This window comes from Streptomyces sp. NPDC004647 (assembly GCF_040609575.1).
Lineage (GTDB): Bacteria > Actinomycetota > Actinomycetes > Streptomycetales > Streptomycetaceae > Streptomyces.
In genome coordinates this window covers 71,886-95,241 of sequence record NZ_JBEXKU010000004.1, presented here as the reverse complement: position 1 = coordinate 95,241, position 23,356 = coordinate 71,886, and the positions used below count along the sequence as shown (strand labels likewise).

The window sequence follows — 23,356 nt, the reverse complement described above, 5'->3', positions numbered from 1 at the left end:
GTAGTTGCCTAGATGTATGAGCCCTCGGCGGTGGTCGCGGGCTCCGGGGACGGCAGCGCGGACTTCTGCGGGCCGTGCTGACCGGACGTCGGCACGGCTCGCTGGTCGAACTGTGTCCGGTGCAGCTCCTCGTAGCGGCCCCCGGCGGCGAGCAGTTCGCTGTGCGTCCCCCGCTCGACGATCCGCCCGTCCTCCACGACGAGGATGAGATCCGCGGCCCGGACGGTGGAGAGCCGGTGGGCGATGACCACGGCGGTGCGTCCGTCCAGCGCCTCGGCGAGCGCTTCCTGCACGGCCGCCTCGGACGTCGAGTCCAGGTGCGCCGTGGCCTCGTCGAGAATCACCACGCGGGGCCGGGCCAGCAGGAGGCGGGCGATGGTGAGCCGCTGCCGCTCGCCGCCGGAGAAACGGTAGCCGCGCTCGCCGACCACGGTGTCGAGTCCGTCGGGCAGCGCGGCGACCAGCCCTTCGAGTCGCGCCCGGCGGAGCACCGCCCACAGCTCCTCCTCCGTCGCCTCCGGCCTGGCGAGCAGCAGGTTCGCCCGGATCGAGTCGTGAAAGAGGTGCCCGTCCTGGGTCACCATGCCAAGGGTTTCGCGGACCGAGTCCGCGGACAGGTCGCGGACGTCAGTGCCCGAGAGGCGTACGGCTCCGCTGTCGGCGTCGTAGAGCCGCGGCAGCAGCTGAGCGATGGTGGACTTGCCCGCTCCGGAAGAGCCCACCAGCGCGACCATCTGTCCGGGCTCGGCCCGGAAGGACACCTCGTGGAGAACCTCGACACCGCCGCGGGTGTCGAGGTTCGCGACCTCCTCGAGGGAGGCGAGGGACACCTTGTCGGCGGAGGGGTAGCCGAAGCCCACCCGGTCGAATTCGACGGAGACCGGCCCGTCGGGGACGCGGCGCGCATCCGGCTTCTCGGTGATCAGCGGCTCGAGGTCCAATACCTCGAAGACCCGCTCGAAGCTGACGAGGGCGCTCATCACCTCCACGCGCGCACCCGCGAGAGAGGTCAGCGGGGCGTAGAGACGGGTGAGCAGGAGGGCGAGGGCGACGATGGCGCCGGGGTCGAGCGTGCCGCGCAGCGCGTAGAAGCCGCCGAGGCCGTAGACCAGGGCGAGGGCCAGGGAGGAGACCAGGGTCAGGGCGGTGACGAACGAGACCTGCACCATGGCCGTACGGACCCCGATGTCGCGGACGCGGGCCGCCCGTGCCGCGAATTCGGCGGACTCGTCGGCGGGCCGTCCGAACAGCTTGACCAGCGTGGCGCCGGGCGCGGAGAAGCGCTCGGTCATCTGGTTGCTCATCGCGGCGTTGTGGTTCGCGGCCTCGCGCCGCAGCTTCGCCAGCCTGCCGCCGACGCGCCGCGCGGGCAGCAGGAAGGCGGGCAGCATGAGCAGTGCGAGCAGGGTGATCTGCCAGGAGATCCCGAGCATCACGACCAGTGTGAGCAGCAGCGTCACGAAATTGCCGACGACGCCGGAGAGGGTGTCGCTGAACGCCCGCTGCGCGCCGATGACATCGTTGTTCAGCCGGCTGACGAGCGCGCCGGTACGGGTGCGGGTGAAGAAGGCGACCGGCATGCGCTGGACGTGGTCGAAGACCGCGGTGCGCAGATCGAGGATCAGGCCCTCTCCGATGGTGGCCGACAGCCTGCGGGTCACCAGCCCCAAGCCGGCCTCGGCCAGCGCGATGGCGGCGATGAGGACGGCCAGGGCGATGATGACGTCCGGCGAGGAGCGGTCGACGATGGCGTCGACGACGCGCCCGGCGAGCAGCGGCGTCGCGACCGCGAGCATCGCCATCACGGTACTGAGCAGGAGGAACCAGACCAGCTTGCGCCGGTGCGGGCGGGCGAAGGCACCGATGCGGCGCAGCGTGGCCCGGGAGAACGGCCTCCGGTCGCCTTCCTGCGCGTACGTCGCGCTGTGGAGTGACGTCCACGCCGTGACTTCCATGTCCATCGGGACCTCCGAGGTGTCGGTGTGCAGCGGTGGATCCGCGGCACGTAAGGACCGTAAAACCTCAACGAAAGTTGAGGTCAACATCTTCCGTGCGGAACGCCGCTGCACGGACACGCGGTCATGTGGCGCCCCCGCCCCATCGTCAATGCAGGAGCGAGGCGTTCCGAGACGCTCCCAGCGGAGCAGACGTGCTCCGGCATCCTGGCGCGAAGAGCAAGGACCGGAGGCCGGTCGTACCGGTGCTCGTCGTCATAGGCGCTGCCGTGACGGCCTTGGACCGGAGGCGGGCGGGCCGCCCCCGCGTGCGCCACTGCCGTCTTGACGGCCTTGGCCGCGCTGCCGCGCTGCCGCGCTGACCGAGGCGGGCGGGCCGCCTGCGTGCGCCCGTGCCGCCGTGACGCCAGGGCCGCGCCGCCGCACTCGCGGAGGCGGGCGGGGCCCTCCCGCGTGCGCCAGGACAGGACCGGGCGCGCGCGCCGGAGCGGAGTCATGCTGGAAGGGTGACCAGGATCCGGGAACCCGCACACGAGGCCCGTACGGGCCAGGGCGCGTCCGGCCCCGTACCGCCTCCCGCCGGCGGCATGCTCTGGAGCATCGCCGGGGAGATCCGCTCGGTGCTGGCCCTGCCCGCCGCGCTGACGATGCAGGTCGCGCACCCGGCCGTCGGCGCGGGTGTGGACGATCACTCGGTCTTCCGCACCGACCCCTGGGGCCGAGGCGAGCGTTCGCTCGCCTCCGTGCAGCTCTGGGTCTACGGCGGCGCGGCCGCGGCCGAGGAGGGCCGCAGACTGCGCAAGCTGCACGGGTCCATTAGGGGCACCGACGCCCACGGCCGCCCCTACGACGCGCTCACCCCCGCCCTCTACGCATGGGTGCACGCCACCGGCTTCCCCGTCTACCTCCACGCGCAGCGCGTCCTCGGCCGCAGGCCGTACACCGAGGCGCAGGAGCGGCGGCTGTACGCCGAATGGCTCCAGGTCGGACGGATCCTGGGGATCGCCGACCTCGACATGCCCCAGACGGTCGAGGAGTTCTGGCCGTACTACCGGAACGTGCTCGATCACGAGCTGGAGGCGACGGTGGTCGTACGGGAGCTGGTCGCCACGGACGTGCCCGTACCGCCGCCCGCCCGCGGCCCCCGCCCGCTGCGCCTGCTGCTGCGCGCCGCCTGGCCGCTGCTGCTGCCACCGTTCCTGCGGGCCCGCCGCTTCCTCACCATCGGCCTGATGCCACCGGACGCGCGCGAGGCGATCGGCCTGGAGTGGACCGAACGGCAGGAGCGCACACTACGGCGCTTCGGGCGGGTCGTGGCGTACGTGGTGCCGCTGCTCCCGGAGCGACTGCGCTATCTGCCCTACGCGCGCAGGGCCCGCCGCGCGAGCCGGGAGTCCGCCCTGTGAACGCGGAATGGCTGTTCCGGGATGCCTTGGGAGACCAGCTCCAGTGCGCGGCACCTCACTGAGCCTTTTCCAACCTCCCTGCGACCAGCGGGCCATCAGCTCAACCGCTCGGCCGGCGTTGTGTGATGGCCCGCGCCACTGTGAGTGCGCCGATGGAGTGCGAAGCCCGCCGGGCCGAGACGGAACGGTGGCCCGGCGGGCTGCGGGTGACGAGCTGGGTCAGTGCACCTTGCCGTAGTCGTGGGCGGTGTTCGTCGCGGCGATCTTCTTCCATGACTTCGGCTTCGCCGGGGCCTTCTCCGTGCCTATCGTGGCGCGCGCCGCCGCCGGGGCGGCCGGCTTCACCTCGGTGTAGAGCCAGGTCTCGAAAAGATCCGCGAGCGGCTTGCCGGACACCTTCTCGGCGTACTGCACGAAGTCCCCGACCTTGGCGTTGCCGTAGGCGTTCTCCTGCGGCCAGCCCTTAAGGATCGCGAAGAAGTCCTTGTCACCGACCTCGTTGCGCAGCGCCTGGATCGCGAGGGCGCCACGGTCGTAGACGGCGAGGTGGAACTGGTTCTCCGGGCCCGGGTCGCCGGGCTCGACCTTCCAGAACGGGTCGTCGGCCGGGTGCTGCGCGTAGACGTAGTCGGCCAGGTCCTGCGCCGTGCCGTCGCCCTCCTTCTCCGACCACAGCCACTGGGAGTAGCGGGCGAAGCCCTCGTTGACCCAGATGTCCTTCCAGCTCTTGACCGAGACGCTGTCGCCGTACCATTGGTGGGCCAGTTCGTGGACGACGACGGAGACATTGGCGCCGTCGGCGAACTGGCGCGGGCTGTAGAACGGCCGGGTCTGGGTCTCCAGCGCGTAACCCGTCGTCGTGTTGGGGACGTAGCCGCCGAGCGCGTTGAAGGGGTACGGGCCGAACACCTCGGTCAGCCACTCGGCGACCTCGGTCGTCCGCTCGACGCTTGCGCGCGCCGCGCCCGCGTTGTCGCCCAAGTCCTTGCTGTAGGCGTTGAGGACGGGCAGTCCGTCGGCCGTCTTGCCGGTGGTGATGTCGAACTTGCCGACGGCGAGGGTGGCGAGGTACGTCGCCTGGGGCTTGTCGGAACGCCAGTTGTAGCGGGTCCATCCGAGCTGTGAGGACTGCGAGGTCAGTACGCCGTTGCTGACCGTCTGTGTGCCGGCCGGCACGGCGACTGAGATGTCGTACGTGGCCTTGTCGAGCGGGTGGTCGTTGCTCGGGAACCACCACCAGGCGGCCTCCGGCTCGTTCGCCGCGACTGCGCCGTCCGGCGTGCGGTGCCAGGAGGTGTAGCCGTCGACCTTCACCTGGGACGGGGTTCCGGAGTAGCGCACGACGACGCTGACCCGCTGTCCCTTGTCCAGCGGCGCGACCGGGGTGATCTCCAGCTCGTGCGAGCCGGCCCGGGTGAACGCCGCCTTCCTGCCGTCGACCCGCACCTCGCTCACATCGAGTGCGAAGTCGAGGTTGAAGCGCGACAGAGCCTCGGTGGTGGTGGCGAGGAGCGTGGCGGTACCTTCGAGGCGATCGTTCTTCGGCTGGTACTTCAGGCGCAGGTCGTAGTGCGAGACGTCGTATCCGCCGTTGCCGTAGTCCGGGTAGTAGGGGTCGCCGATGCCCGGGGCGCCGGGCGCGCTCGCTTCGGGGGCAGCTGTCGCTGCCGATGCCGGGATCGCCAGCAGCAGGCAGCCGGCGAGCGCGCTCGGGGCAAGGAGTCTGCGGTGCACGAGTCCTCCAACTCGTAGACGCAAAGGGTCCGTTCGACCCTATTCGGCACCAAGGGACGCGGGGGCATCCATGGCCACTTATGTCACACGGTCGCCATGCCGGGGACACGAGGATGCCGTGCCCGGATGTGGGGCACGGCCTCGCACGCTTCCGGGGGGTGGTCTGGCAGAACATGCCAAGAGCTATATTCGGTGTGTATACATCCGGTGCAGAGAAGCCGTCGGCACGTCTCCGGGCCGATGTGCGGGTGCAGTTGAGGCCATGCGATGCAGCGCCTGTGCTGGTAGCGGACTGAGCTGAGGAGATGAGGGCGGACCGCCCGTAACCGATTCAACGGCGTTGCGTTGGAAGCAACGTGACCGTAAGGCCGCTCTCTGTAACCGTGACGGCGTTATAAAGAAGCTGACCAGTCATCAAGAAAGCGGTATCGGGGGCCAGTACGTCAGGATCCCGTCTCAGATTTCAAGATCACACTGCCAATCCTTGCTCCCCGGCGCATGCACTGCTTAAGATCGATCCAAGCGACAATTGATCGCCCGGCAGGCGTATCTACGGCCGCCGGGTCATGCCTGAATTACGTTGAGATTCTCCCCGGTCGGACAGTGGGTAATATTCAAGTGAACTTACGTAATGACGATGCACCCATCGAGAGCTATCGCAAAGAGATAGACGAGATCGACACCGCCGTAATTGAACTCCTGCAACGCAGGATGCAGATTTCCGAGCGCATCCAGCGGCGGCGCATGGGTGGCGGCGGCCCGCGCACGGTCTTTTCACGGGAAATGGTCGTGCTCAACCGCTACAACGCCGGCGTCGGTACGCCCGGAACGACCATCGCGATGAGCATTCTGGAGCTCTGCCGCGGTGGCGCCCAGGAGCCGCTGCCCGCCACACCGCCGCCCGCCGCGCCCGCGGTCCAGACCTCCGCGTGACCATGCCCGCGGGTTCCTCGGAACGCGGTCGGCACGCCATCGCCAGGGTCGGCGACATCTCCTTCCTCAACTGCGCGCCCGTCCGCTGGGGCCTGGCCGACAGCGGAGCCGCGCACCAGCTGGAGTCGCTGTCCGCGGCCCCGGAACAGCTGGCGGCCGAACTGCTCGCCGGGCGGCTCGACATCAGCCCGGTGAGCCTGGTCCGGTACCTGAAGCACGCGGATGAACTGCTGCTCCTGCCCGGCCTGGCGATCGGCAGCGACGGGCCCGTGCGGTCCTGCCACCTGGTCAGCCGGCTGCCGCTCAAGGAGCTGGACGGCAAGGCGGTGGCTCTGTCGAACACCAGCCGCACCACCGTGCTGCTCGTACGGATGCTGCTGGAGGACGCCGTCGGCATACGCCCCGACTACCTCGCCCACCACCAGGATCTGGAGGCGATGTCGGGCGCCGCCGACGCCGCCGTACTCATCGGCGACGACGCGCTGCGGCTGAACTCGACCAGGCCGGCGGGCCTGACGCTGCACGACACCGGGGCCATGTGGCGCAGTTGGACCGGGCTGCCGATGGTCTTCGCCGTATGGGCGGTTCGGCGGGAGTTCGCCGCCGCCCACCCCGACCGGGTGCGCGCGGTGCACTCGGCACTGCTCGACGCTGTGCTACGGGCCCGCGGCCACCCCGACGCGGTGGCCGCGGCCGCGAACCGGGCGTCGGCCACCGAGCGCGCCGGGCGTCTGGGCGAGCAGGTGCTGGCCGACTACTACCACGCCCTGGACTACTCCTTCGGGGAGCGCCAGTTCGCCTCGGTGCGGGAGTTCGCCCGCCGCGCGGCCGCGCGCGGCGAGGTGCCCGCCGACGTCGAGCCCCGGTGCGTACCGGACCTGTTCCCGGAACCGCGCCCGGAACCGGGCCTGGAACCGTGCCCGGACCCGGACTTGGGCCCGGACTCGGAACCTGGCCGGGACAGCGCCCCTTCTTCTCCACACCTTTCCACTTTCGGAGGCCAGCTGTGATCCGTCATGTCGTGCTCTTCAAGCTCAAGCCCGGAATCACCTGGGACGACCCCAGGGTGCTGGAGGCGGAGCGGGTCGCCGAGAAGGTCGGCTCGGAGGTTCCGGAACTCCACGAGTGGCGCGTGGGCCGTAATATATCCACCCGCCCCATCGCGTACGACTTCCTCGCGATGGGACTCGTCGAGGACGAGGCGGCGCTGGAGCGTTACCTCGTCAATGAATTTCATCAAAGCGCCATCAAGTTGTGGCGTGAAGTGAGTGACTGGGTCATTGCCGACGTAGACGAGTAAGACCGTTTCCCCTTCGACGCGGTGAACCCCGCGGCAGCCCGCGGTCCACCGCCGGCCAGCGCTACGGCGCGGAAATCAGGAATGCGTAATGGACGGTAACTTCGAGAAGTGCGCCATCGTCATCGATGAGGAGCTTGCCCTCGGGCTCGCGATGAATACGGTGGCGGCCCTGGCGCTGTCGGTGGGGAAGTTCGTGGACGGCATCGTCGGCGACGCGGTCAAGGACGGCGACGGCCGCTCGCACACCGGGATCACCGCGATCCCCGTCCCCATCCTCAAGGGCAAGGCCGCGGACCTTCGGGACATCGCCCTCAAGGCCGCTGAACTGGAGGGGGTCTTCGTCGTGGATTTCACCGCGGTGGCCCAGTCCTCCCGCAGCTACGACGAGTACACCCGGCGCACTGCCGAGATCCCCACCGCCGAGCTCCCGTACATCGGCCTGGCCGTATGCGGCGGCAAGTCCCCGGTGAACAAGCTCACCGGTAGTCTCGCCCTCTACCGCTGACCACCGCTTCCCACCCCACGCGCACTGACACGAGGAAACATGTTCACGGTTTTCAACGAGGAACTCGCACAATTAGCCCACGGGATACGCGACCGGCACCAGTCCTTCGCCCGCGGCGAGTGGACCGAGGAGTCCCTGGCGGCCCACCAGCTCCAGGAGTTCCGGCGGACCATCGCGTATGTGAAGGAGCACTCTCCCTTCTACGGCCGCCACCTCGCCGCGTGCGACCCGGCGGCGATCACCTCGCTCTCCGCCGACGAGCTCGCCGCCGTCCCCTTCACCACCAAGGACGATCTGCGCCGCGAGTTCGAGGCAGTGCTCTCCCTCCCGATGTCGAAGGCCTGGATCTTCTACGAGACCACCGGCACCACGGGCCGCAGCACGCCCTGCCCGCGCAACAACACGGACTCGCTGCACAACAACACCGCACTGACCGTCTATTACGACACGATCTTCCGCCAGTTCGGCGACGAGCAGGTCATCGGCGTCTCCGGCCCGACCGAGCTGCACGCCTTCGGCGACACCTTCGGCGACGTCTGCCGGAACCTCGGCCACGCCGTCGCCAAGATGTGGCCCCACTCGCCGATGGTCGGCTACGACCGTGCGCTGGAGACGCTTCGGGTGCTGCCGGCCACCGGCCTGTTCAGCACCCCCGGCATGGCCCTGTCGCTGGCGAAGAAGGCGTACGCCGCCGGGCTGAACCCGCGCCGTGACTTCAACCTCGATGTACTGATGTGCACGGGCGAACTCGCCTCGCCGAGTTTGCTGGAGAACATCGGCGCGCTGTGGGGTGCCCGCGCCTACAACGCGCTGTACGCCTCCCAGGAAGCGTCCGTGATGGGTGCCGGCGGCGCCGACGGGCGCCTCTACACCGCGCCCCTGCTCAACCTCTACGAGGTCATCGACCCGGAGTCCGGCCTCGCGGTGGAGCCCGGGGCGGACGGCGTGCGAACCGGCGAACTCGTCGTCACCTCCCTCTACCAGGGCAGCAAGCCGCTCGTCCGTTACCGCACCGGGGACCTGGTGCGCCTCGGCGCGGCAGACCCCGCCGCCACCCTGCCCGCCACCAGCCTGGAGGTCCTCGGCCGCACCCGCGACGGCCTGGTGATCGGCGGTCACCGGATCAGTGGCTACGACCTGGAGGAGCTGGTGCTGAGCAGGCCGCGCGGCTACCTCGACTACCAGCTCGTCATCGATGCCGTGGACGGCCAGGATGAGCTGACCCTCCACTTGGAGGTGCCGTCGGACCGCGACGGCGTGTCGGTGGACGAGAGTGCCATCGCCGAGGTCGTCCGCGAGCGGCTGGACGTACCGGTCACGGTCGAGTACGGCACGCTGAGCAGCGTCACCACCACCGGCGCGATGGTCAGTTGGAAGGCCGCGCGGGTGGAGGACCGCCGACTGGCCACCCCGGACGGTGAGCGAGCCGCTGCGCTCGCGCTCACCAGTGGACGTGCCCAGTGACCGCCCCCGCGCAGTCCACCGCTGCGCAGTCCACCGCAGCTACCGGCGCCGCCGACCCTGGCGCAGCCTCCCCCGCGATCGCCGCACTCGCCTACCACGACGGGGAGTTCGTCCCGCTCGCAGACGCACGCGTTCCCGTCACCACCCAGGCCCTGCAGTACGGCACTGGTGTCTTCGAGGGCATCCGCGCCTACGCCGGGCCCGACGGCGAACTGCGGATCTTCCGTGCCCACGACCACTATCTACGCTTTCTCCGCAGCTGCCGGACGCTGCGTATCGATGTGGACCGCAGCGCCGAAGAGCTCTGCGAACTCACCGCCGAGCTGCTGCGCCGGCTCGGCACGGGCAGCGACATGTACATCCGCCCCCTGGGCTACAAGCGCGCCCTGATGCCCGGCACCCCGCCCGGCGTCCAGCTCCAGCGGGTCTCCGACGCGCTGTCCGTCAACGCCTTCCGGATGGGCTCGTACACCAAGTCCTCGGGCATCCGCTGCGCCATCAGCTCCTGGCGCAGGCCGCAGGCGGCTGTGCTCCCGGTCCGCGCCAAGATCACTGGTGGCTACGTCAACAACGCCCTCGCCGTGGACGAGGCGCAGGCGGGCGGCTACGACGACGCCATCCTCCTCAACAGCCGCGGGCACGTGGCCGAGGCCAGCACCTCCAACGTGTTCGCCGTCGTCAAGGGACAGCTGGTCACCCCGCCCGCCACGGCCGACCTGCTGGAAGGCATCACCAGGGAAACCGTGGTGACACTGGCCGCCGACCTCTTCGACACCCGGACGTCCTTCGAGGACCTGGACCGGGACGACCTCCTCAACGCCGACGAGGTCTTCCTGACCGGCACCGGCGCCGAGATCGTGCCCGTCAACGAGATCGCGGGCCGCTCTATCGGGAGCGGCGTCCCCGGCCCGCTGACCAGATCCCTGGTCAGCGCCTACCAGGACGTCGTACGAGGTCAGAATCCGAGCTACCACCACTGGTTGCAGGCCGTCGGCTCGACGACGGCCTGACCACCACTCACTCAGAAACCGACACGGGGGGTACCCATGCTTCAGGAATTAGGCTGGATAGACGCCGGGCTCAGTACCGGCGGAAAGATCACCTCCATTGCCACGCTCGGCCCCGCGGGCACCAGCAGCGAGCAGGCCGCGCTCTATCTCTGGGCCGACCGCGGCCAGAACGCGCCGCCCAGCATCCAACTGCACGACACCTACGAGGCGGCGGGCGAGGCGCTGCGCGCCAAGAACGCCAGCCATGTGGTGGTCGCCAACGCCTACGCGGGCATCCACAGCTTCTATATGGACCCCGGCCTGTTCTTCGCCGGGGCATTCCTCTTCGACACCCCGCACTACGGCATCGCCATCTCGCCCGGCCACCGCGTTCCCGCCAAGGCCCGGATCGCCACCCACCCGGCGCCGGTCGCCCTCGTGGGCGAGCTGCTGCCCAAGGAGTACGCGGTGGGCGAGATCCTCTACACCACCTCCACCAGCGCCGCCGCCGGACAGGCCCACCGCAGGGAGACGGACCTGGCGCTCACCACCCAGCCCGCTGCCAAGGCCCATGCGCTGGAGTTCATCTCGCGCACCCGGACGATCCGCATGCTGTGGTCGGTCTTCGCCTTGCGCGGCCCCGCGGAGAAGGACAAGGACTAGGCCCCCGGGCCGACGCGTCGACACGCGTACGCCCGGCGCGTCGGCCCAACCCCGCACAGCCGTTTCACCCCGTACAGCCGCTTCGTCCCGCACAGCCGAACCACGCACGACACGGAAAGGCCGCAATGCTGCTCATCGACCGCGCCACGGTGCGACAGGTCTACCCGATGAACCGCGCCATCGAGGTCATGGCCGAGGCCATGCGCCGGTACAGCGGGGGCCTCGTCGACCAGCCGCTGCGCACCATCCTGCGCCCCGAGTCCGACAGCGGTCTGCTGGGCACCATGCCCGGCTACGTCCAGGGCGAGGAGCTGGCCGGGTACGGCCTCAAGGCCATGGTCCTCAAACCGGAGAACCCCGCACGCGGCCTCGATCTGCACATCGGCATCGTCATGGTCTTCGACCCCGACACCGGTGTGCCGGTGGCCATGATGGACGCCGGCGCGGTGACCGCGATACGCACCGCGGCGGTCTCCGCCGTCGCCGCCGACGCTCTTGCCCGGCCCGACGCCGGCGACTTGGCGGTGCTCGGCTCCGGCGTGCAGGCCCGCAGCCACCTCGAGGCCATGCGGCTGGTGCGGCCGCTGCGCCGGGTGCGTGCGTGGAGCCGTACGGCAGAGAACGCCCAGGCGTACCGCGAGTGGGCCGCCAAGAAGCTGGACATCGAGGTGGAGCTCGTCGCCACACCGGCCGAGGCGCTGGCCGGAGCGGACCTGGTGTGCACCACCACCTCCACCAAGGAGCCGATCGTCGAGGCGGCGGATCTGGCCCCCGGTGCGCATCTGAACGCCGCGGGCGCCTCTTTCGCCGACCACCGCGAGCTGTCCTCCGAAGCGGTGGCCCGGAGCACGTTCTTCGTGGACAGCCGGCAGTCGGCCGAGTCCGAGTCCGGGGATCTGCGCGCGCCGCTGGCCGAGGGCCTCGTGGGCCCGGACCACATCGCGGCGGAACTGGGCGAGGTGCTGCTCGGCGACCACCCCGGACGCCGCGCCGCGGAGGAGATCACCATCTACAAGTCGCTGGGGCTCGGGGTGCAGGACATCATGTCCGGCTTCGCCATCGCCGAGGCGGCCCAGGCACAGGGGCACGGTCACCGTTTCACGCTGGACTGAGAGCCGGTGTCCGGCCCCCGCTCGTAGCCGATTCTGTACGCGACCCCCCAGAGGAGACCCGGACGATGCGTCCCAGTGCCCCCGCGCCCCGCCCCGAGCTGAGCGGTATACCCGCCTACGTGCCCAAGCCCCCGAGGCCGCCCGCCGCGGGCCCCTCGCACCGACTGTTCCTCAACGAGAACCCCTACCCGCCGCTGCCGTCCGTGCGCGAGGTGATCGCCGAGGCGTCCGCGGCGACCAACCGCTACCCCGGCATCTTTCCCGAGCGGCTGATCGACGCGCTGTCCGGCAAGCTCGGCGTCCCGCACTCCCATGTGATCACCGGGCCCGGTTCGGTCGGCATCTACCAGCAGATCGGCCAGGCCATGCTGAAGCCGGGCGACGAAGTGGTCTATGCCTGGCCGTCCTTCGAGGCGTTCCCGATCGTCGTCAGGATGGCCGGCGCGATCCCGGTCGAGGTCCCGCTGACCGGCCACACCCACGACCTGGACGCGATGGCCGCGGCCATCACGCCGCGCACCTCCGCCGTCCTGCTGTGCGAGCCGAACAACCCCACCGGCACGGCGGTCGGCGCGATGCGGCTCAAGCGCTTCCTGGACCAGGTGCCCAGCGATGTGCTGGTGGTGCTGGACGAGGCGTACTTCGAGTTCTACCGGTCGTCGGACGCGCCGGACGGGATGGCCCTGTACCGCGACCGCCCCAACCTCCTGGTGCTGCGCACCTTCTCCAAGGCGTACGGACTGGCGGGCCTGCGCGTGGGCTACGGCGTCGCGCACCCCGAGATCGCCGAGGCGCTGCGCAAGTGCGCCGTCCCGTGCGGGGTGAGCTCCATCGCCGAAGAGGCGGCCCTGCACTCGCTGGATGCCGAGGCGGAGCTCTTCGCGCGGGTTGAGCGGATCACCGCGGAGCGGGAGCGGGTGCGCGCGGCGCTGGCGGCGCCCGGCCGGGAGGTGCCCGCGAGCGAGACCAACTTCCTGTGGCTGCCGCTCGGTCAGGACACCGAACGGGTCACCTCCGAGCTGGAGCGGCACGGCGTCCTCACCCGGGCCTTCCCCGGTGACGGGGCGCGGGTCACGGTCGGCGAGCCGGCCGCGAACGATCTGCTCATCGAGGTCGCGGAACAGCTCATCCGAGGTCGATGACCTTCTTGCGGTGGTGCCCGTAGACCACCGAGGTGCGTACGTCGGCCAGTTCCTGCCGCTTGGTCAGCTCATCGAGCACCAGCGCGTGCAGATGGTCGGTGTCCCGTACGGCCACATGCAGGATGAAGTCGTCCGTGCCCGTCAGGACGAACACCGAGATCACCTCGGGCATTTCCGCCACGAACCGCTGGAACCCCTCGATCACCGCACGCGTCGGGGGCCGCACCCGCACCGCGATCATGGCCTGCAGCCCCCGACCCATGGCGGTCAGGTCGACCTCGGCGTGGATGCCGAGCAGCACCCCGCGTTCGCGCAGCGACCGCACCCGTTCCAGGCAGGTGGAAGGGGCTATCCCCAACTCCCTTGCCAGGTCCCGATTGCTGCGCCGACCATCCTCTTGCAGAAGACGTACCAGTGCCGAATCTAGTTCGTCCATGTTCTGGCCAATCGCCTATGTACCGAATGAAGTTCGGATGTTACGCCTCCTCATCGTCGGCCTGCTACGGTCTGGTTCATTAATCCGTTCATAATTCGCCTGGGGTCCTTGAGAGTCGACCTGTGTGAACCGCAGGCCTGAGAGGGGGACCGCAGTGAAGGACGACGGGATGACCAGGGTGTGGGCGGTGAGCGCCGTCGTGGGGGCCGCGCTGTTCTGGAGCAGCTCCTACGCCGTCACCAAGCAGGTACTGAGCGATGTCGGGCCGCTCACGATAGGCGCGGTGCGCTTCACACTCGCCGCGGTGCTGCTGATGATGATGATGCGGCTGCGCCGCAGCGCCGGGCCCCGGCCCGGCCGGCGTCAGCGCCGGTTGATGTATCTGAGCGGACTGCTCGGCATCACGGCCTACTTCATCCTCGAGAACATCGGAGTGCAGCTGTCCGCCGCCTCCGACGCCTCACTGATCGTGGCCACCTACCCGCTGATGACCATGCTCCTCGAGCTGGTGGCCTTCCGGGTACGGATGCCCCTGCTGCGGGTGACCGGTGTGCTGCTGGCCGCCGCCGGGGCGGTCCTCGTCGTCCGGAACGGAGCCGAGGTGGGCGGCGACAACCGCTGGCTGGGCGACATCCTGCTGCTGCTCGGCGGGCTGGTCTGGGCCGGCTACAACGTTCTCGCCAAGCTCTCCAGCGACGGCCAGAACGCCGTCAGCGTCACGTACTACCAGACGGTCGCGGGCGCCGGGGGCTTCCTCCTCGCCTCGCTCCTGGAGATCCCCGACTGGCGGATGCCCAGCGCCGGCAGCTCCGCCCTGCTGGCCTATCTCGCCGTGGCCTGCTCGGTCGGCGGCTTCCTGCTCTACAACTACGGCCTGCGCCGCATGAAATCGAGCGTCGCGGTCAACATCCTCAATCTGGTACCGGTGTTCGGGGTGCTGGGCGCCGTGGTCATCAACGGGGAGCGCGTGCAGGCCGCGCAGCTGGTGGGCGGCCTCATCATCATCGTGGGTGTGATGCTCGGCCTGATCGAACGCAAGTCGGTCCAGGCGAGCGCGCCGGCACCCGAAGCGATGGCCGTCACGGACCGCGTCAACGCGTAGGGCACCGCGCAGCCGAGGCCGCGTAGCATCTCACGGTCGGTCGGCCCGCGGCCGGCTGCTGACCGCCACCACTACGTATACGGAGCGTAGGGGTGCGACTGCGTGCAGGCAGGGTCATGTCACGCTCGCACAACGGCTTCCACCGGACCGGATTGGGGCAGGGTTGCGTGGTTAGGGGTAGCGGATAGCCAGATTTCAGCCACGAGAGGGTCATTAGGTGTTGGATCAAGAAAATGACGGCGGTGGGGCAGCCGACGAGGTGGTGATGAATCACTCCTCCGACAGCGCGCACCAGACGGAGCGTCCGAAGACGGACCGCGTCGTGTTCGGCGTCACAGCCGCCGCGACGCTCGCTTTCGTCGTCTGGGGCGCCCTGGCCACGGACGCGCTCGAGAAGACGTCCGGGTCGCTGCTCGGCGGTCTGATGCACAACGCGGGCTGGGCCTTCGTTCTGGCGGCCTCCGGCTTCGTCGTCTTCGCGCTGTGGCTCGCGGTCAGCCGCTACGGCAAGATAACCCTCGGTAAGGAGGGTGAGCAGCCGGAGTTCCGCACCGTGTCCTGGGTCGCCATGATGTTCAGCGCGGGCATGGGCATCGGCCTGATGTTCTACGGCGTCAGCGAGCCCCTGTCGCACTTCAGGGAGCCGCCGCCCGGGACGAACCCGGCGGACGCCGCGCAGGCCATGGAGACCGCCATGGCCACGACGCTCTTCCACTGGACGCTCCACCCGTGGGCGATCTACGCGGTGGTGGGCCTGGCGATCGCGTACAGCACCTTCCGGCGTGGCCGCCGCCAGCTCATCAGCTCCGTCTTCGAGCCGCTCATCGGCAAGAAGCGCGCGAACGGCTGGGGCGGTCAGCTCATCGACATCCTGGCGATCTTCGCGACGCTCTTCGGCTCCGCCGCCTCGCTGGGCCTCGGCGCCCTGCAGATCGGCAGCGGCATCAAGGAGCTCGGCTGGATGCAAACGGTGGGCACCGGGGTTCTCGTTGCCGTCATCGCCGTGCTGACCGTGGCCTTCATCGCGTCCGCGGTGTCGGGTGTCGCCAAGGGCATCCAGTGGCTTTCCAACATCAACATGGTGCTGGCGCTGATCCTCGCCCTCTTCGTGTTCGTGGCCGGTCCGACGATCCTGATCCTCGATCTGCTGCCGACCACCATCGGCACGTACCTGGGAGACCTGCCGCAGCTCATCGGCCGTACGGAGGCCTCCAGCGGTAAGGGCGTGGCCGACTGGCTCTCCAGCTGGACCGTCTTCTACTGGGCGTGGTGGATCTCCTGGACGCCGTTCGTCGGCATGTTCATCGCGCGGATCAGCCGTGGCCGCACCATCCGGCAGTTCGTCGGCGGTGTGATCCTGGTGCCCAGCACGGTCAGCCTGGTCTGGTTTGCGATCTTCGGCGGCTCGGCCATGAAGCTGCAGGAGATGGGGAAGCTCGCGGGCGAAGCGACGCCCGAGGGTCAGCTCTTCGGTGTGCTCCAGCAGTACCCGCTCGCCACCGTGATGAGCATCCTCGTGATGGTCCTGGTCGGCATATTCTTCGTCTCCGGCGCCGACGCCGCGTCGATCGTGATGGGGACGCTCTCCCAGAGGGGCGCCTTCGAGCCGACCAAGCCCGTCGTTGTCTTCTGGGGCGTAGTGACCGGTGGTGTCGCGGCCGTCATGCTGCTGATCGGCGGCGGGGAAGGCGATGCCCTGACCGGGTTGCAGAACCTGACGATCCTGGTCGCGGCGCCCTTCACCCTGGTCATGGTCGGGTTGTGCTTGGCTCTCATGCGTGACCTGCGGCGGGACCCGCTGATCGTACGTGGCGAGCGGGGTGAGGAGGCCGTCGAGACGGCGGTGATCGCCGGTCACGAGAAGTTCGGCGGCGACTTCGAGATCCACATCGGCCCGGCCACGGACTCGGGTAACGGCAAGGAGCCGGCTCCCAAGAGCTGAAGGACGGCGCAGAGGCTGAGCCTCCGTCACCCGGCGAGACCTGGTGACGGGGGCTCAGCGCCGTTTCGGACCGGTGGGGCAGGCTGGACGCCCGGCTCGGCCCGCCTCACCCCGCCCGGACCCTGTGCCGCCTCGCCCGGACCCTGTGCCGCCTCGCCCCGCCCCTGGACCCCGTGCCGCCTCGCCCCGTCCCGCTCGGCCGCTATCTCTGGGCGAGAGCGGCCGCGATAGCCGCCTGAACCGGGTCGATTTCTCTCGCTTCATCCTTGATGTTCCAGAGTGTGCGGGTTGGCGGTCGTGGGTCACGGGTGGCGGGTGACGGGGGGCGGTGTCGAGGGGGCGGCCTTGCGTTGGCCTGCGGACTGCGGCGATATAACAGAGAATGACCAATATGCGCAGGTTGATCCCTCTACCGGAGTCCGGCATCGGTGATATCGCTCCGGACGACGCGGCCGCTCTCGCCGAGGTGTACGCCTATCCCGCGGCTGCGGCCACCCGGACCTGGCTGCGGGCCAATATGGTCTCCAGCGCCGATGGCGCGGCCCAGCTCGACGGTCTGTCCACAGGCCTTTCGGGGGCGGGGGACAAGCGGATCTTCCACGTCCTGCGAGCACTCGCCGACGTGATCCTGGTGGGTCAGAACACCGTGCTCCAGGAGAACTACGTCCCGCTCCGGGAGCCGGAGGGGGACGTCGCCGACCGCCGGGCCGCGGCCGGGCAGGCACCGGTGCCCGCCATCGCCGTCGTCTGCGACGAGCCCGACCGCCTCGACTACAGGGCGCCGCTGTTCACCGAGGCCCTCGTACCGACCGTGGTGATCACCACGCGGCGGGCCTCCGCCGGCCGCGCATGGGCGAAGGCGGTTCAGGTGGCAGACGGCATCGTCGTGTCCGAGCCGGGGCGTGAGGACCAGGTCGATCTCCGGGCGGCCGTCGTCGCGCTGGCCGAACGGGGCTGGACGCGGGTGCTGTGCGAGGGAGGCCCGACCCTGCTCGCCCAGTTGGCGGTGGCCGGACTCCTCGACGAGCTGTGCCTGTCCGTGTCGCCCCAGGTCACCGCCGGGCCCGGCAAGCGGATCACGCACGGCTCCGTACCGGGAGCGCCGTTGCACCTGCAGCTGGCGGGGCTGTTGGAGGAGGACGGCTTCCTCTTCGCCAGGTACCGAGCGGACCGGGCGCGGGCCGGATCCTAGGGCGGCCGCCGCGCCGACGGGGAGGGCGCCCGGAAAGACGCCGGAGATACGCAACGCTCGAGCGCGATGCGTGCGTCGGCGGGCGGTACCAGTCCGCGAGACCCACGCGGCCCATCGGCGCACCCCGCCCCGCCGGGCAGAGCGTGCGGCCGCAGAGACACCGGAGGCGCGCACCGTGGGCGGCAATGCGGGCGTCGGGTGCTCCCCCATGCCCGCGCGAGACCGCCGCGATTCACCGGTTCCCCCGCCGACCCGCGGGCCCGGCTGCCCGGAGCGCTCAACCCGGGCGGCCTCCCGTGGGCCGCCGCGTGGCCTCCCCGCCCGCCACAATCAGCCACGCTGCCTCCTCCGCGCAGCCCCACGACACGGTGATGCCCGCCCCGCCGTGCCCGTAGTTGTGCACGCACAGCGCACCACCGGGCAGCCGTTCGACCTCCAGCCGGACGCGGGACCTGAACGGCCGCAGCCCCACCCGGTGTTCGAGCACCCGGGCCTCCGCGAGCCCCCGGTGGCAGCGCGCGCAGCGGCGGACGATCGCCTCGGCCGTCCCCGGATCAGGGGTGAGGTCCCACGCTCCCTCCCGCGCTGTACCCCCGAGGATCACGCCGTACGGCTGCGGCAGGATGTACGTCGTCTCCTCGGCGCCCCCTCCCGCGGCCACGAACCACTGGTCGATACCCGGGTTCTCCACCACCACCAACTGCCCCTGCACGGGCCGCACATCAGGATCGGGGACCAGGTCACGAGCGCCCAGCCCCGTACAGTTGACGACGAACGACGCCTCCCGCCCCGCCTCGTCGAGCGAAACCGCGACGCGCCGCTCCAGCACTCCGCCCGCCGCAGCCAACCGCCGCTCCAGATAGGGCAGATGAGCGCGCATGTCCACGAGTGGAGTGCGGGCGTGGAAGCCCGCTTCGTAACCGTCCGGCAGCTCCTCGGCCCGCGCGGCACGCAGCCCGGGCACGCTCTCGCCCCATCTCCCCATGTCCCAGCCACTGGTGTCGGCCATCGTGCCGGCGACCAGCCGCACCCCCGTCTCATCCGGTGCTTCGGCCAGCTCCGACAGCACATGGAAGGAGTGCAGCGACCAGGTCACGGCCTGCTCCTCCGGCTCGATCCGGTACGGCCAGCACAGCCCGCCCGCCACCGCCGACGTCGTGTCCCCGGCGGGATCCCGGCTCCACACCCGTACCCGCTGCGCGCTCTCGGCCAGGACGATCGCGGTGGTCAGCCCGATCACCCCGCCGCCCACGACGATCACATCGCTCTCCATGCCGCGACGCTACCCATAGCGGGCCGCTTGGTGCGACAGCTGACACGGCGCCAGGAATGAGCCATTCCACACCGTCCTGTAGGCACATGTGAACCAATCTGCGCGGCTGCGCTCAGAAGGCGCCCCTGATGGGGATACTCAGGACATGTCTGCCGAGCACTCATATGTGACCTTCGGCCTGGCGCCGGCGATGCGCGCCGGCGGCGTCCTGTCGGGCGGTGACTACCAAGTGCACCGGGATTTCCTGGACTTCATCGTCGACGGCAGGCCGTTGCTGCTCCGGCTGGCGGACCTCGACGCCGTCTCGCCGCTCGCCTCCGACCTGGGGCCGTCCATCCTCACCGCACAGGTCCGGCGGCTGCTTCTGGAGACCGAACCACCCCCTGCCCACAGCCGGTACGTCATCTACGGCTGCCCCGAGTGCGAAGGGCTCGGGTGCGGGGCGGTCACCGCCGTCATCGAGCGGGACGGCACCGACATCGTGTGGCGGGATTTCGTCTGGCAGACGGATGAGCGGGCCGACCTCGCCCGCAACGGATATCCGGGAATCGGCCCTTTCCGCTTCCGGGGCGAGCAGTACCGGGCGGAGTTGGAGCGGCTGCTCGCGGACGGCGTCCCCGGCCACCGTCGCCGCGTACTGCTCATCGGCCGACGCGTGGAACTGCTGGCCAGGCTCGCCGCCGCACTGCGCACCATCGGCATCGGCGCGGAGATCACCCGGGACGCCGCGGGCGCGCACGCCGACGAACTGCGTACGTACGGCGCCGTCGCCTTCGGCAGGTCCGTGGACGGTGAGGAACGTGCCGCCGTGCACCGGGCATTCGAGGCCGCCGGCTCGGACGCGGTCTTCGTCGAACGGCCGGCCCCCATCGTGCCGCTGCTCGTCGCGCAGATGGAGCAGGCACTGGACCGCAGCCCGTACGACCGGCGACGGCTGGGAGCGCTGTCCGCGAGCACCGAGGGAGTCACGCTCGAGGTCACGGCGCCGTGCCGGGTGCGGCTCATCGCCTACCGCGTCGACCGGTTCCGGCGCACCCACACCCACGAGCTGTTCGACGGCCGACTGGAGCCGGGCCGACGCCTGATCGAGGCGGACCGCAAGGCACTCAAGGGGGAGTCCTACGTCGTCGCGCGCACGGCGGGAAGCGTGCTGGTGGCGCCCGTACGAGACACCCCGCCGGCGGAGACGCCGGACCGCTGACCGAGGTCCTCGACGGCGGCCGCCGACGGCTCCCCGGGGGCCGGTCGGCCGTGACGGGTCCGGGGGGACTGGTCGGCCGGGCGCATCTCCTGCTGATTCGGCTGACGTGTACGGATGATGCCGTGGCTCTTGGCGAGCCGGTCGAGCTCCTGATCCATCCCGGCTGTCGAAGCGAGTTCGGCCAGGTCCAAGACTCTGTCATACGAGATTCCGCCTCGGCGATGACATGTGAGGGTGCTCCGACCCACACCGAAGCACGGTCGGCGGCGCCCCACGTCACGCGCCCCGGAACATCATTCCCGGAGCAACTGAACAGCGTGCTCCGCGAGTTGCGCATCCATCGCGGTCGATCTGCTGCCGGCGATACCCGAACGCATCAAGGCCGCCCCTTCGACCAGCGCGACGAATGTCTCGGCCCTCGCCCGACAGAATTCGCCCGACCAATCCGGCCGGCCCTGCTGGACGAACGTCTCCACATGGGTGACGTACTTCCGGTAAAACTCCCGGACCACAGCGGCGATGTCGTCGTCCCGGGCGGCCAGCGCCCACACCTCGACGTAGAGCCGGACCAGTTGCGGATCCTCCTGCTCGGCGAGGACCACCGCCACCACATCGGCAGGGTTTGCCGGCCCTTCATGAGTCTCGATGGCCGACGGGTCGTCGCGCGTGATCCGCAGCCCCGTCGTATCGGCCAGCCGCTCAAGCGAACGGTCAAGCGCCCGCTCCAGCACCGCTTTGATCAAATCGGCCCGCGTCGGGAAGTAGTGCTGCAGATGCCCGACCCGCACCCCGGCCTCACCGGCGATGGCCCGGAGCGAGGCATCCGCGTTCCCCTTGGCGACCAGGACGGCCTCGGCCGCGTCGAGAAGGCTCGTACGCCGAATACTCCCCTGCCGTGTCAGCTGGGGAGCCTTGCCGGCGCCCTGGCCCTTCTCCTCGATCATGACAGCTCGACCATGACGCCTGCCTTCCCGAGCGCCGGGACGACGTCCTGCGGCGCCGGTGTCATCTCGGGGAAGACATCGCCGCCGACGGTGCCGTAACCGCCGACCACGAGTACCGGGCCTGTCGGATCGGACTGGATGTCATCGTCCACACCGAAGATTCTAGGTCACTCGACCTAGAAACTCAGCTCCCTTACTCCCGACGGTCTTTCAAGCCCTCATGACGCGCCTGGGAGCCATGGCCCTAGTGTTGGCACAGCTCATCGCCTTCCGGGTGCGACGGTACGGGCCCCGGCGGCGGCTCCGGTCAGGCCGAGCGCCGGGTACGCGGGTCCGCTGGCTAGGATCGTCCGTCTGATGACTGCCACCCTCGTCGCCAAGGACCTCGCCGCCGGACACGGCGACCGCTCGCTCTTCTCGGAGCTCGACCTCGTCGTCGCCCCCGGGGACGTGATCGGTCTCGTCGGGGCCAACGGCGCCGGAAAGTCCACCCTCCTCCGCCTGCTCGCCGGACTCGACACCCCCGAGCACGGCGGCCTGCGGCTGAGCCCGCCGACGGCGACCGTCGGGCATCTGCCGCAGGAGCCCGAGCGCAGGCCGGGGGAGACCGTACGGGAGTTCCTCGCCCGGCGCACCGGCGTGTCCGCCGCCCAGACGGCTCTCGACGAGGCCACCCAGGCTCTGGTCGACGGCGCGCCCGGCGCCGACGACGCGTACGCCGCCGGGCTGGAGCGCTGGCTGGACCTCGGCGGCGCGGACCTGGAGGAACGCGCGGAGGAGGTGGCGGACAGCCTGGGCCTCACCGTCGGTCTCGACCGTCCGATGACCGCCCTCTCCGGCGGCCAGGCCGCCCGCGCCGGGCTCGCGTCCCTCCTCCTCAGCCGCTACGACATCTTCCTGCTCGACGAGCCCACGAACGACCTCGACCTGGCCGGGCTGGACAGGCTGGAGTCCTTCGTCACCGGGCTTCGCGCGGGCACGGTCGTCGTCAGTCATGACCGTGAGTTCCTCACCCGCACGGTGACGAAGGTGCTCGAACTCGACCTCACCCAGCAGCAGGTGAACATCTACGGCGGCGGCTACGCGGCCTACCTGGAGGAGCGCGAGGTCGCCCGGCGCCACGCCCGCCAGGAGTACGACGAGTACGCCGACACCCGCTCCGCCCTGGAGGCCCGGGGCAGGATGCAGCGCGGGTGGATGGACAAGGGCGTCAAGAACGCCCGGCGCAAGGCGGGCGACAACGACAAGATCGGCCGGAAGTTCCGCTCCGACGCGAGCGAGAAGCAGGCGTCCAAGGCCCGCCAGACCGAGCGCATGATCGAACGGCTGGAGGTCGTCGACGAACCGCGCAAGGAGTGGGAACTCCGGATGGAGATCGCCGCCGCACCGCGCTCCGGGGCGGTCGTGGCCACACTCCACGGCGCGGAAGTGCGCCGCGGCGCGTTCCACTTCGGTCCGGCCGATCTGCAGATCGACTGGGCCGACAGGGTGGCGATCACTGGAGCCAACGGGTCCGGCAAGTCCACTCTCCTCGCCGCTCTGCTCGGCCGGATCCCGCTCGACGCAGGCCGGGCCGCGCTCGGCCCGGGCGTCGTGGTGGGCGAGGTGGACCAGGCGCGGGGCCTCTTCTTCGGCGACGAAGCGCTGATGGACGCCTTCGCCGCGGCGGTCCCGGACACGGAGCCCGCGGAGGTCCGCACCCTGCTGGCCAAGTTCGGCCTCAAGGCCGCCCACGTCCTGCGCCCCGCGTCCACGCTCTCACCGGGCGAGCGGACCCGGGCCGCCCTCGCCCTTCTCCAGGGCCGGGGCGTAAACCTCCTGGTCCTGGACGAGCCGACGAACCACCTCGACCTGCCCGCCATCGAGCAGCTCGAATCCGCCCTTTCGAGCTACCCCGGCACGCTGCTCCTCGTCACACACGACCGCCGCATGCTCGACGCGGTCCACACCACCAGACGCCTGGAACTCGCCGACGGCAAGCTGACCGCGACGTAATTCCCGGACTCGCAACGGCTGGGCTGCCGTCCCCCCAGAATCGGCCGCCGCCCGGTACCCGAAGGGCC

At 70.1% G+C, this 23,356-nt stretch carries 21 protein-coding genes and 1 pseudogene; 15 read left to right on the top strand and 7 right to left on the bottom strand.

What is annotated here, in order from left to right; genetic code table 11:
• Window positions 1-8: 8 nt before the first annotated feature.
• Both ABZW18_RS03245 and ABZW18_RS03240 read right to left on the bottom strand, forming a co-directional pair.
• A complete protein-coding gene (locus tag ABZW18_RS03245) occupies window positions 9-1,961 on the bottom strand; it encodes an ABC transporter ATP-binding protein (RefSeq protein ID WP_356181315.1) in 1,953 nt (650 codons plus the stop codon).
• Between the two features lie 134 nt (window positions 1,962-2,095).
• Window positions 2,096-2,215 (bottom strand): annotated as a pseudogene (locus tag ABZW18_RS03240) (PLP-dependent aminotransferase family protein); the annotation flags it as partial.
• 327 nt (window positions 2,216-2,542) lie between these two features.
• On the opposite strand from ABZW18_RS03240, the gene ABZW18_RS03235 reads away from it, so the two are divergent.
• The gene (locus ABZW18_RS03235; protein ID WP_356181460.1) at window positions 2,543-3,361 is read left to right on the top strand and encodes an oxygenase MpaB family protein; all 819 of its coding nucleotides are present in this window, start codon (window positions 2,543-2,545) and stop codon (window positions 3,359-3,361) included.
• A gap of 219 nt (window positions 3,362-3,580) precedes the next feature.
• Here ABZW18_RS03235 and ABZW18_RS03230 read toward each other — a convergent pair whose 3' ends face one another.
• The gene (locus ABZW18_RS03230) at window positions 3,581-5,095 is read right to left on the bottom strand and encodes a M1 family metallopeptidase (protein WP_356181312.1); all 1,515 of its coding nucleotides are present in this window, start codon (window positions 5,093-5,095) and stop codon (window positions 3,581-3,583) included.
• A 603-nt stretch (window positions 5,096-5,698) separates the two neighbouring features.
• Here ABZW18_RS03230 and ABZW18_RS03225 point away from each other — a divergent pair.
• The 9 genes from ABZW18_RS03225 (at window position 5,699) to ABZW18_RS03185 (ending at window position 13,203) form a co-directional block, all read left to right on the top strand.
• The gene (locus ABZW18_RS03225) at window positions 5,699-6,028 is read left to right on the top strand and encodes a chorismate mutase (protein ID WP_356181309.1); all 330 of its coding nucleotides are present in this window, start codon (window positions 5,699-5,701) and stop codon (window positions 6,026-6,028) included.
• A 2-nt stretch (window positions 6,029-6,030) separates the two neighbouring features.
• The gene (locus ABZW18_RS03220; protein WP_356181457.1) at window positions 6,031-7,038 is read left to right on the top strand and encodes an MqnA/MqnD/SBP family protein; all 1,008 of its coding nucleotides are present in this window, start codon (window positions 6,031-6,033) and stop codon (window positions 7,036-7,038) included.
• Complete coding sequence (locus ABZW18_RS03215) at window positions 7,035-7,328, top strand: Dabb family protein (protein WP_356181308.1); 294 nt, start codon at window positions 7,035-7,037, stop codon at window positions 7,326-7,328. The genes ABZW18_RS03220 and ABZW18_RS03215 overlap by 4 nt, the downstream gene beginning before the upstream one ends.
• A gap of 88 nt (window positions 7,329-7,416) precedes the next feature.
• A complete protein-coding gene (locus ABZW18_RS03210) occupies window positions 7,417-7,833 on the top strand; it encodes a DUF2000 domain-containing protein (RefSeq protein WP_356181305.1) in 417 nt (138 codons plus the stop codon).
• Window positions 7,834-7,872: 39 nt separating this feature from the next.
• Window positions 7,873-9,297: a phenylacetate--CoA ligase family protein gene (locus ABZW18_RS03205; RefSeq protein ID WP_356181302.1), complete on the top strand. Its 1,425-nt coding sequence runs from the start codon at window positions 7,873-7,875 to the stop codon at window positions 9,295-9,297.
• Window positions 9,294-10,307: a branched-chain amino acid transaminase gene (locus ABZW18_RS03200; protein ID WP_356181299.1), complete on the top strand. Its 1,014-nt coding sequence runs from the start codon at window positions 9,294-9,296 to the stop codon at window positions 10,305-10,307. Before ABZW18_RS03205 ends, ABZW18_RS03200 begins: the two co-directional genes overlap by 4 nt.
• Window positions 10,308-10,343: 36 nt before the next feature.
• Window positions 10,344-10,949: a prephenate dehydratase domain-containing protein gene (locus ABZW18_RS03195; RefSeq protein WP_356181296.1), complete on the top strand. Its 606-nt coding sequence runs from the start codon at window positions 10,344-10,346 to the stop codon at window positions 10,947-10,949.
• Window positions 10,950-11,074: 125 nt separating this feature from the next.
• The gene (locus tag ABZW18_RS03190; protein WP_356181293.1) at window positions 11,075-12,061 is read left to right on the top strand and encodes an ornithine cyclodeaminase family protein; all 987 of its coding nucleotides are present in this window, start codon (window positions 11,075-11,077) and stop codon (window positions 12,059-12,061) included.
• A gap of 65 nt (window positions 12,062-12,126) precedes the next feature.
• Window positions 12,127-13,203, top strand: a complete 1,077-nt coding sequence (locus tag ABZW18_RS03185) for a histidinol-phosphate transaminase (RefSeq protein WP_356181290.1) — start codon at window positions 12,127-12,129, stop codon at window positions 13,201-13,203.
• Here ABZW18_RS03185 and ABZW18_RS03180 read toward each other — a convergent pair.
• Complete coding sequence (locus tag ABZW18_RS03180; RefSeq protein ID WP_356181287.1) at window positions 13,187-13,639, bottom strand: Lrp/AsnC family transcriptional regulator; 453 nt, start codon at window positions 13,637-13,639, stop codon at window positions 13,187-13,189. The two genes, ABZW18_RS03185 and ABZW18_RS03180, sit on opposite strands and share 17 nt — an antisense overlap.
• Before the next feature lie 169 nt (window positions 13,640-13,808).
• On the opposite strand from ABZW18_RS03180, the gene ABZW18_RS03175 reads away from it, so the two are divergent.
• The 3 genes from ABZW18_RS03175 (at window position 13,809) to ABZW18_RS03165 (ending at window position 17,875) form a co-directional block, all read left to right on the top strand.
• Window positions 13,809-14,741 carry a DMT family transporter gene (locus ABZW18_RS03175; protein ID WP_356181284.1) on the top strand — a complete coding sequence of 311 codons (933 nt, stop codon included), beginning with the start codon at window positions 13,809-13,811 and terminating at the stop codon, window positions 14,739-14,741.
• A 265-nt stretch (window positions 14,742-15,006) separates the two neighbouring features.
• A complete protein-coding gene (locus tag ABZW18_RS03170) occupies window positions 15,007-16,683 on the top strand; it encodes a BCCT family transporter (RefSeq protein WP_356181454.1) in 1,677 nt (558 codons plus the stop codon).
• A 391-nt stretch (window positions 16,684-17,074) separates the two neighbouring features.
• Window positions 17,075-17,875: a pyrimidine reductase family protein gene (locus ABZW18_RS03165; protein ID WP_356181281.1), complete on the top strand. Its 801-nt coding sequence runs from the start codon at window positions 17,075-17,077 to the stop codon at window positions 17,873-17,875.
• Window positions 17,876-18,152: 277 nt separating this feature from the next.
• On the opposite strand, the gene ABZW18_RS03160 is transcribed toward ABZW18_RS03165, so the two are convergent.
• On the bottom strand, window positions 18,153-19,148 hold the full coding sequence (locus tag ABZW18_RS03160) for an FAD-dependent oxidoreductase (RefSeq protein WP_356181278.1): 996 nt from the start codon (window positions 19,146-19,148) through the stop codon (window positions 18,153-18,155).
• 145 nt (window positions 19,149-19,293) lie between these two features.
• Between ABZW18_RS03160 and ABZW18_RS03155 the strand changes: the two genes are divergently transcribed.
• On the top strand, window positions 19,294-20,349 hold the full coding sequence (locus tag ABZW18_RS03155) for an oxidoreductase (protein WP_356181275.1): 1,056 nt from the start codon (window positions 19,294-19,296) through the stop codon (window positions 20,347-20,349).
• Window positions 20,350-20,642: 293 nt separating this feature from the next.
• On the opposite strand, the gene ABZW18_RS03150 is transcribed toward ABZW18_RS03155, so the two are convergent.
• Both ABZW18_RS03150 and ABZW18_RS03145 read right to left on the bottom strand, forming a co-directional pair.
• Window positions 20,643-21,293: a TetR/AcrR family transcriptional regulator gene (locus tag ABZW18_RS03150; RefSeq protein WP_356181272.1), complete on the bottom strand. Its 651-nt coding sequence runs from the start codon at window positions 21,291-21,293 to the stop codon at window positions 20,643-20,645.
• The gene (locus tag ABZW18_RS03145) at window positions 21,290-21,445 is read right to left on the bottom strand and encodes a hypothetical protein (protein ID WP_356181269.1); all 156 of its coding nucleotides are present in this window, start codon (window positions 21,443-21,445) and stop codon (window positions 21,290-21,292) included. The genes ABZW18_RS03150 and ABZW18_RS03145 overlap by 4 nt, the downstream gene beginning before the upstream one ends.
• Before the next feature lie 205 nt (window positions 21,446-21,650).
• On the opposite strand from ABZW18_RS03145, the gene ABZW18_RS03140 reads away from it, so the two are divergent.
• On the top strand, window positions 21,651-23,288 hold the full coding sequence (locus ABZW18_RS03140) for an ABC-F family ATP-binding cassette domain-containing protein (RefSeq protein ID WP_356181266.1): 1,638 nt from the start codon (window positions 21,651-21,653) through the stop codon (window positions 23,286-23,288).
• Window positions 23,289-23,356: the final 68 nt, after the last annotated feature.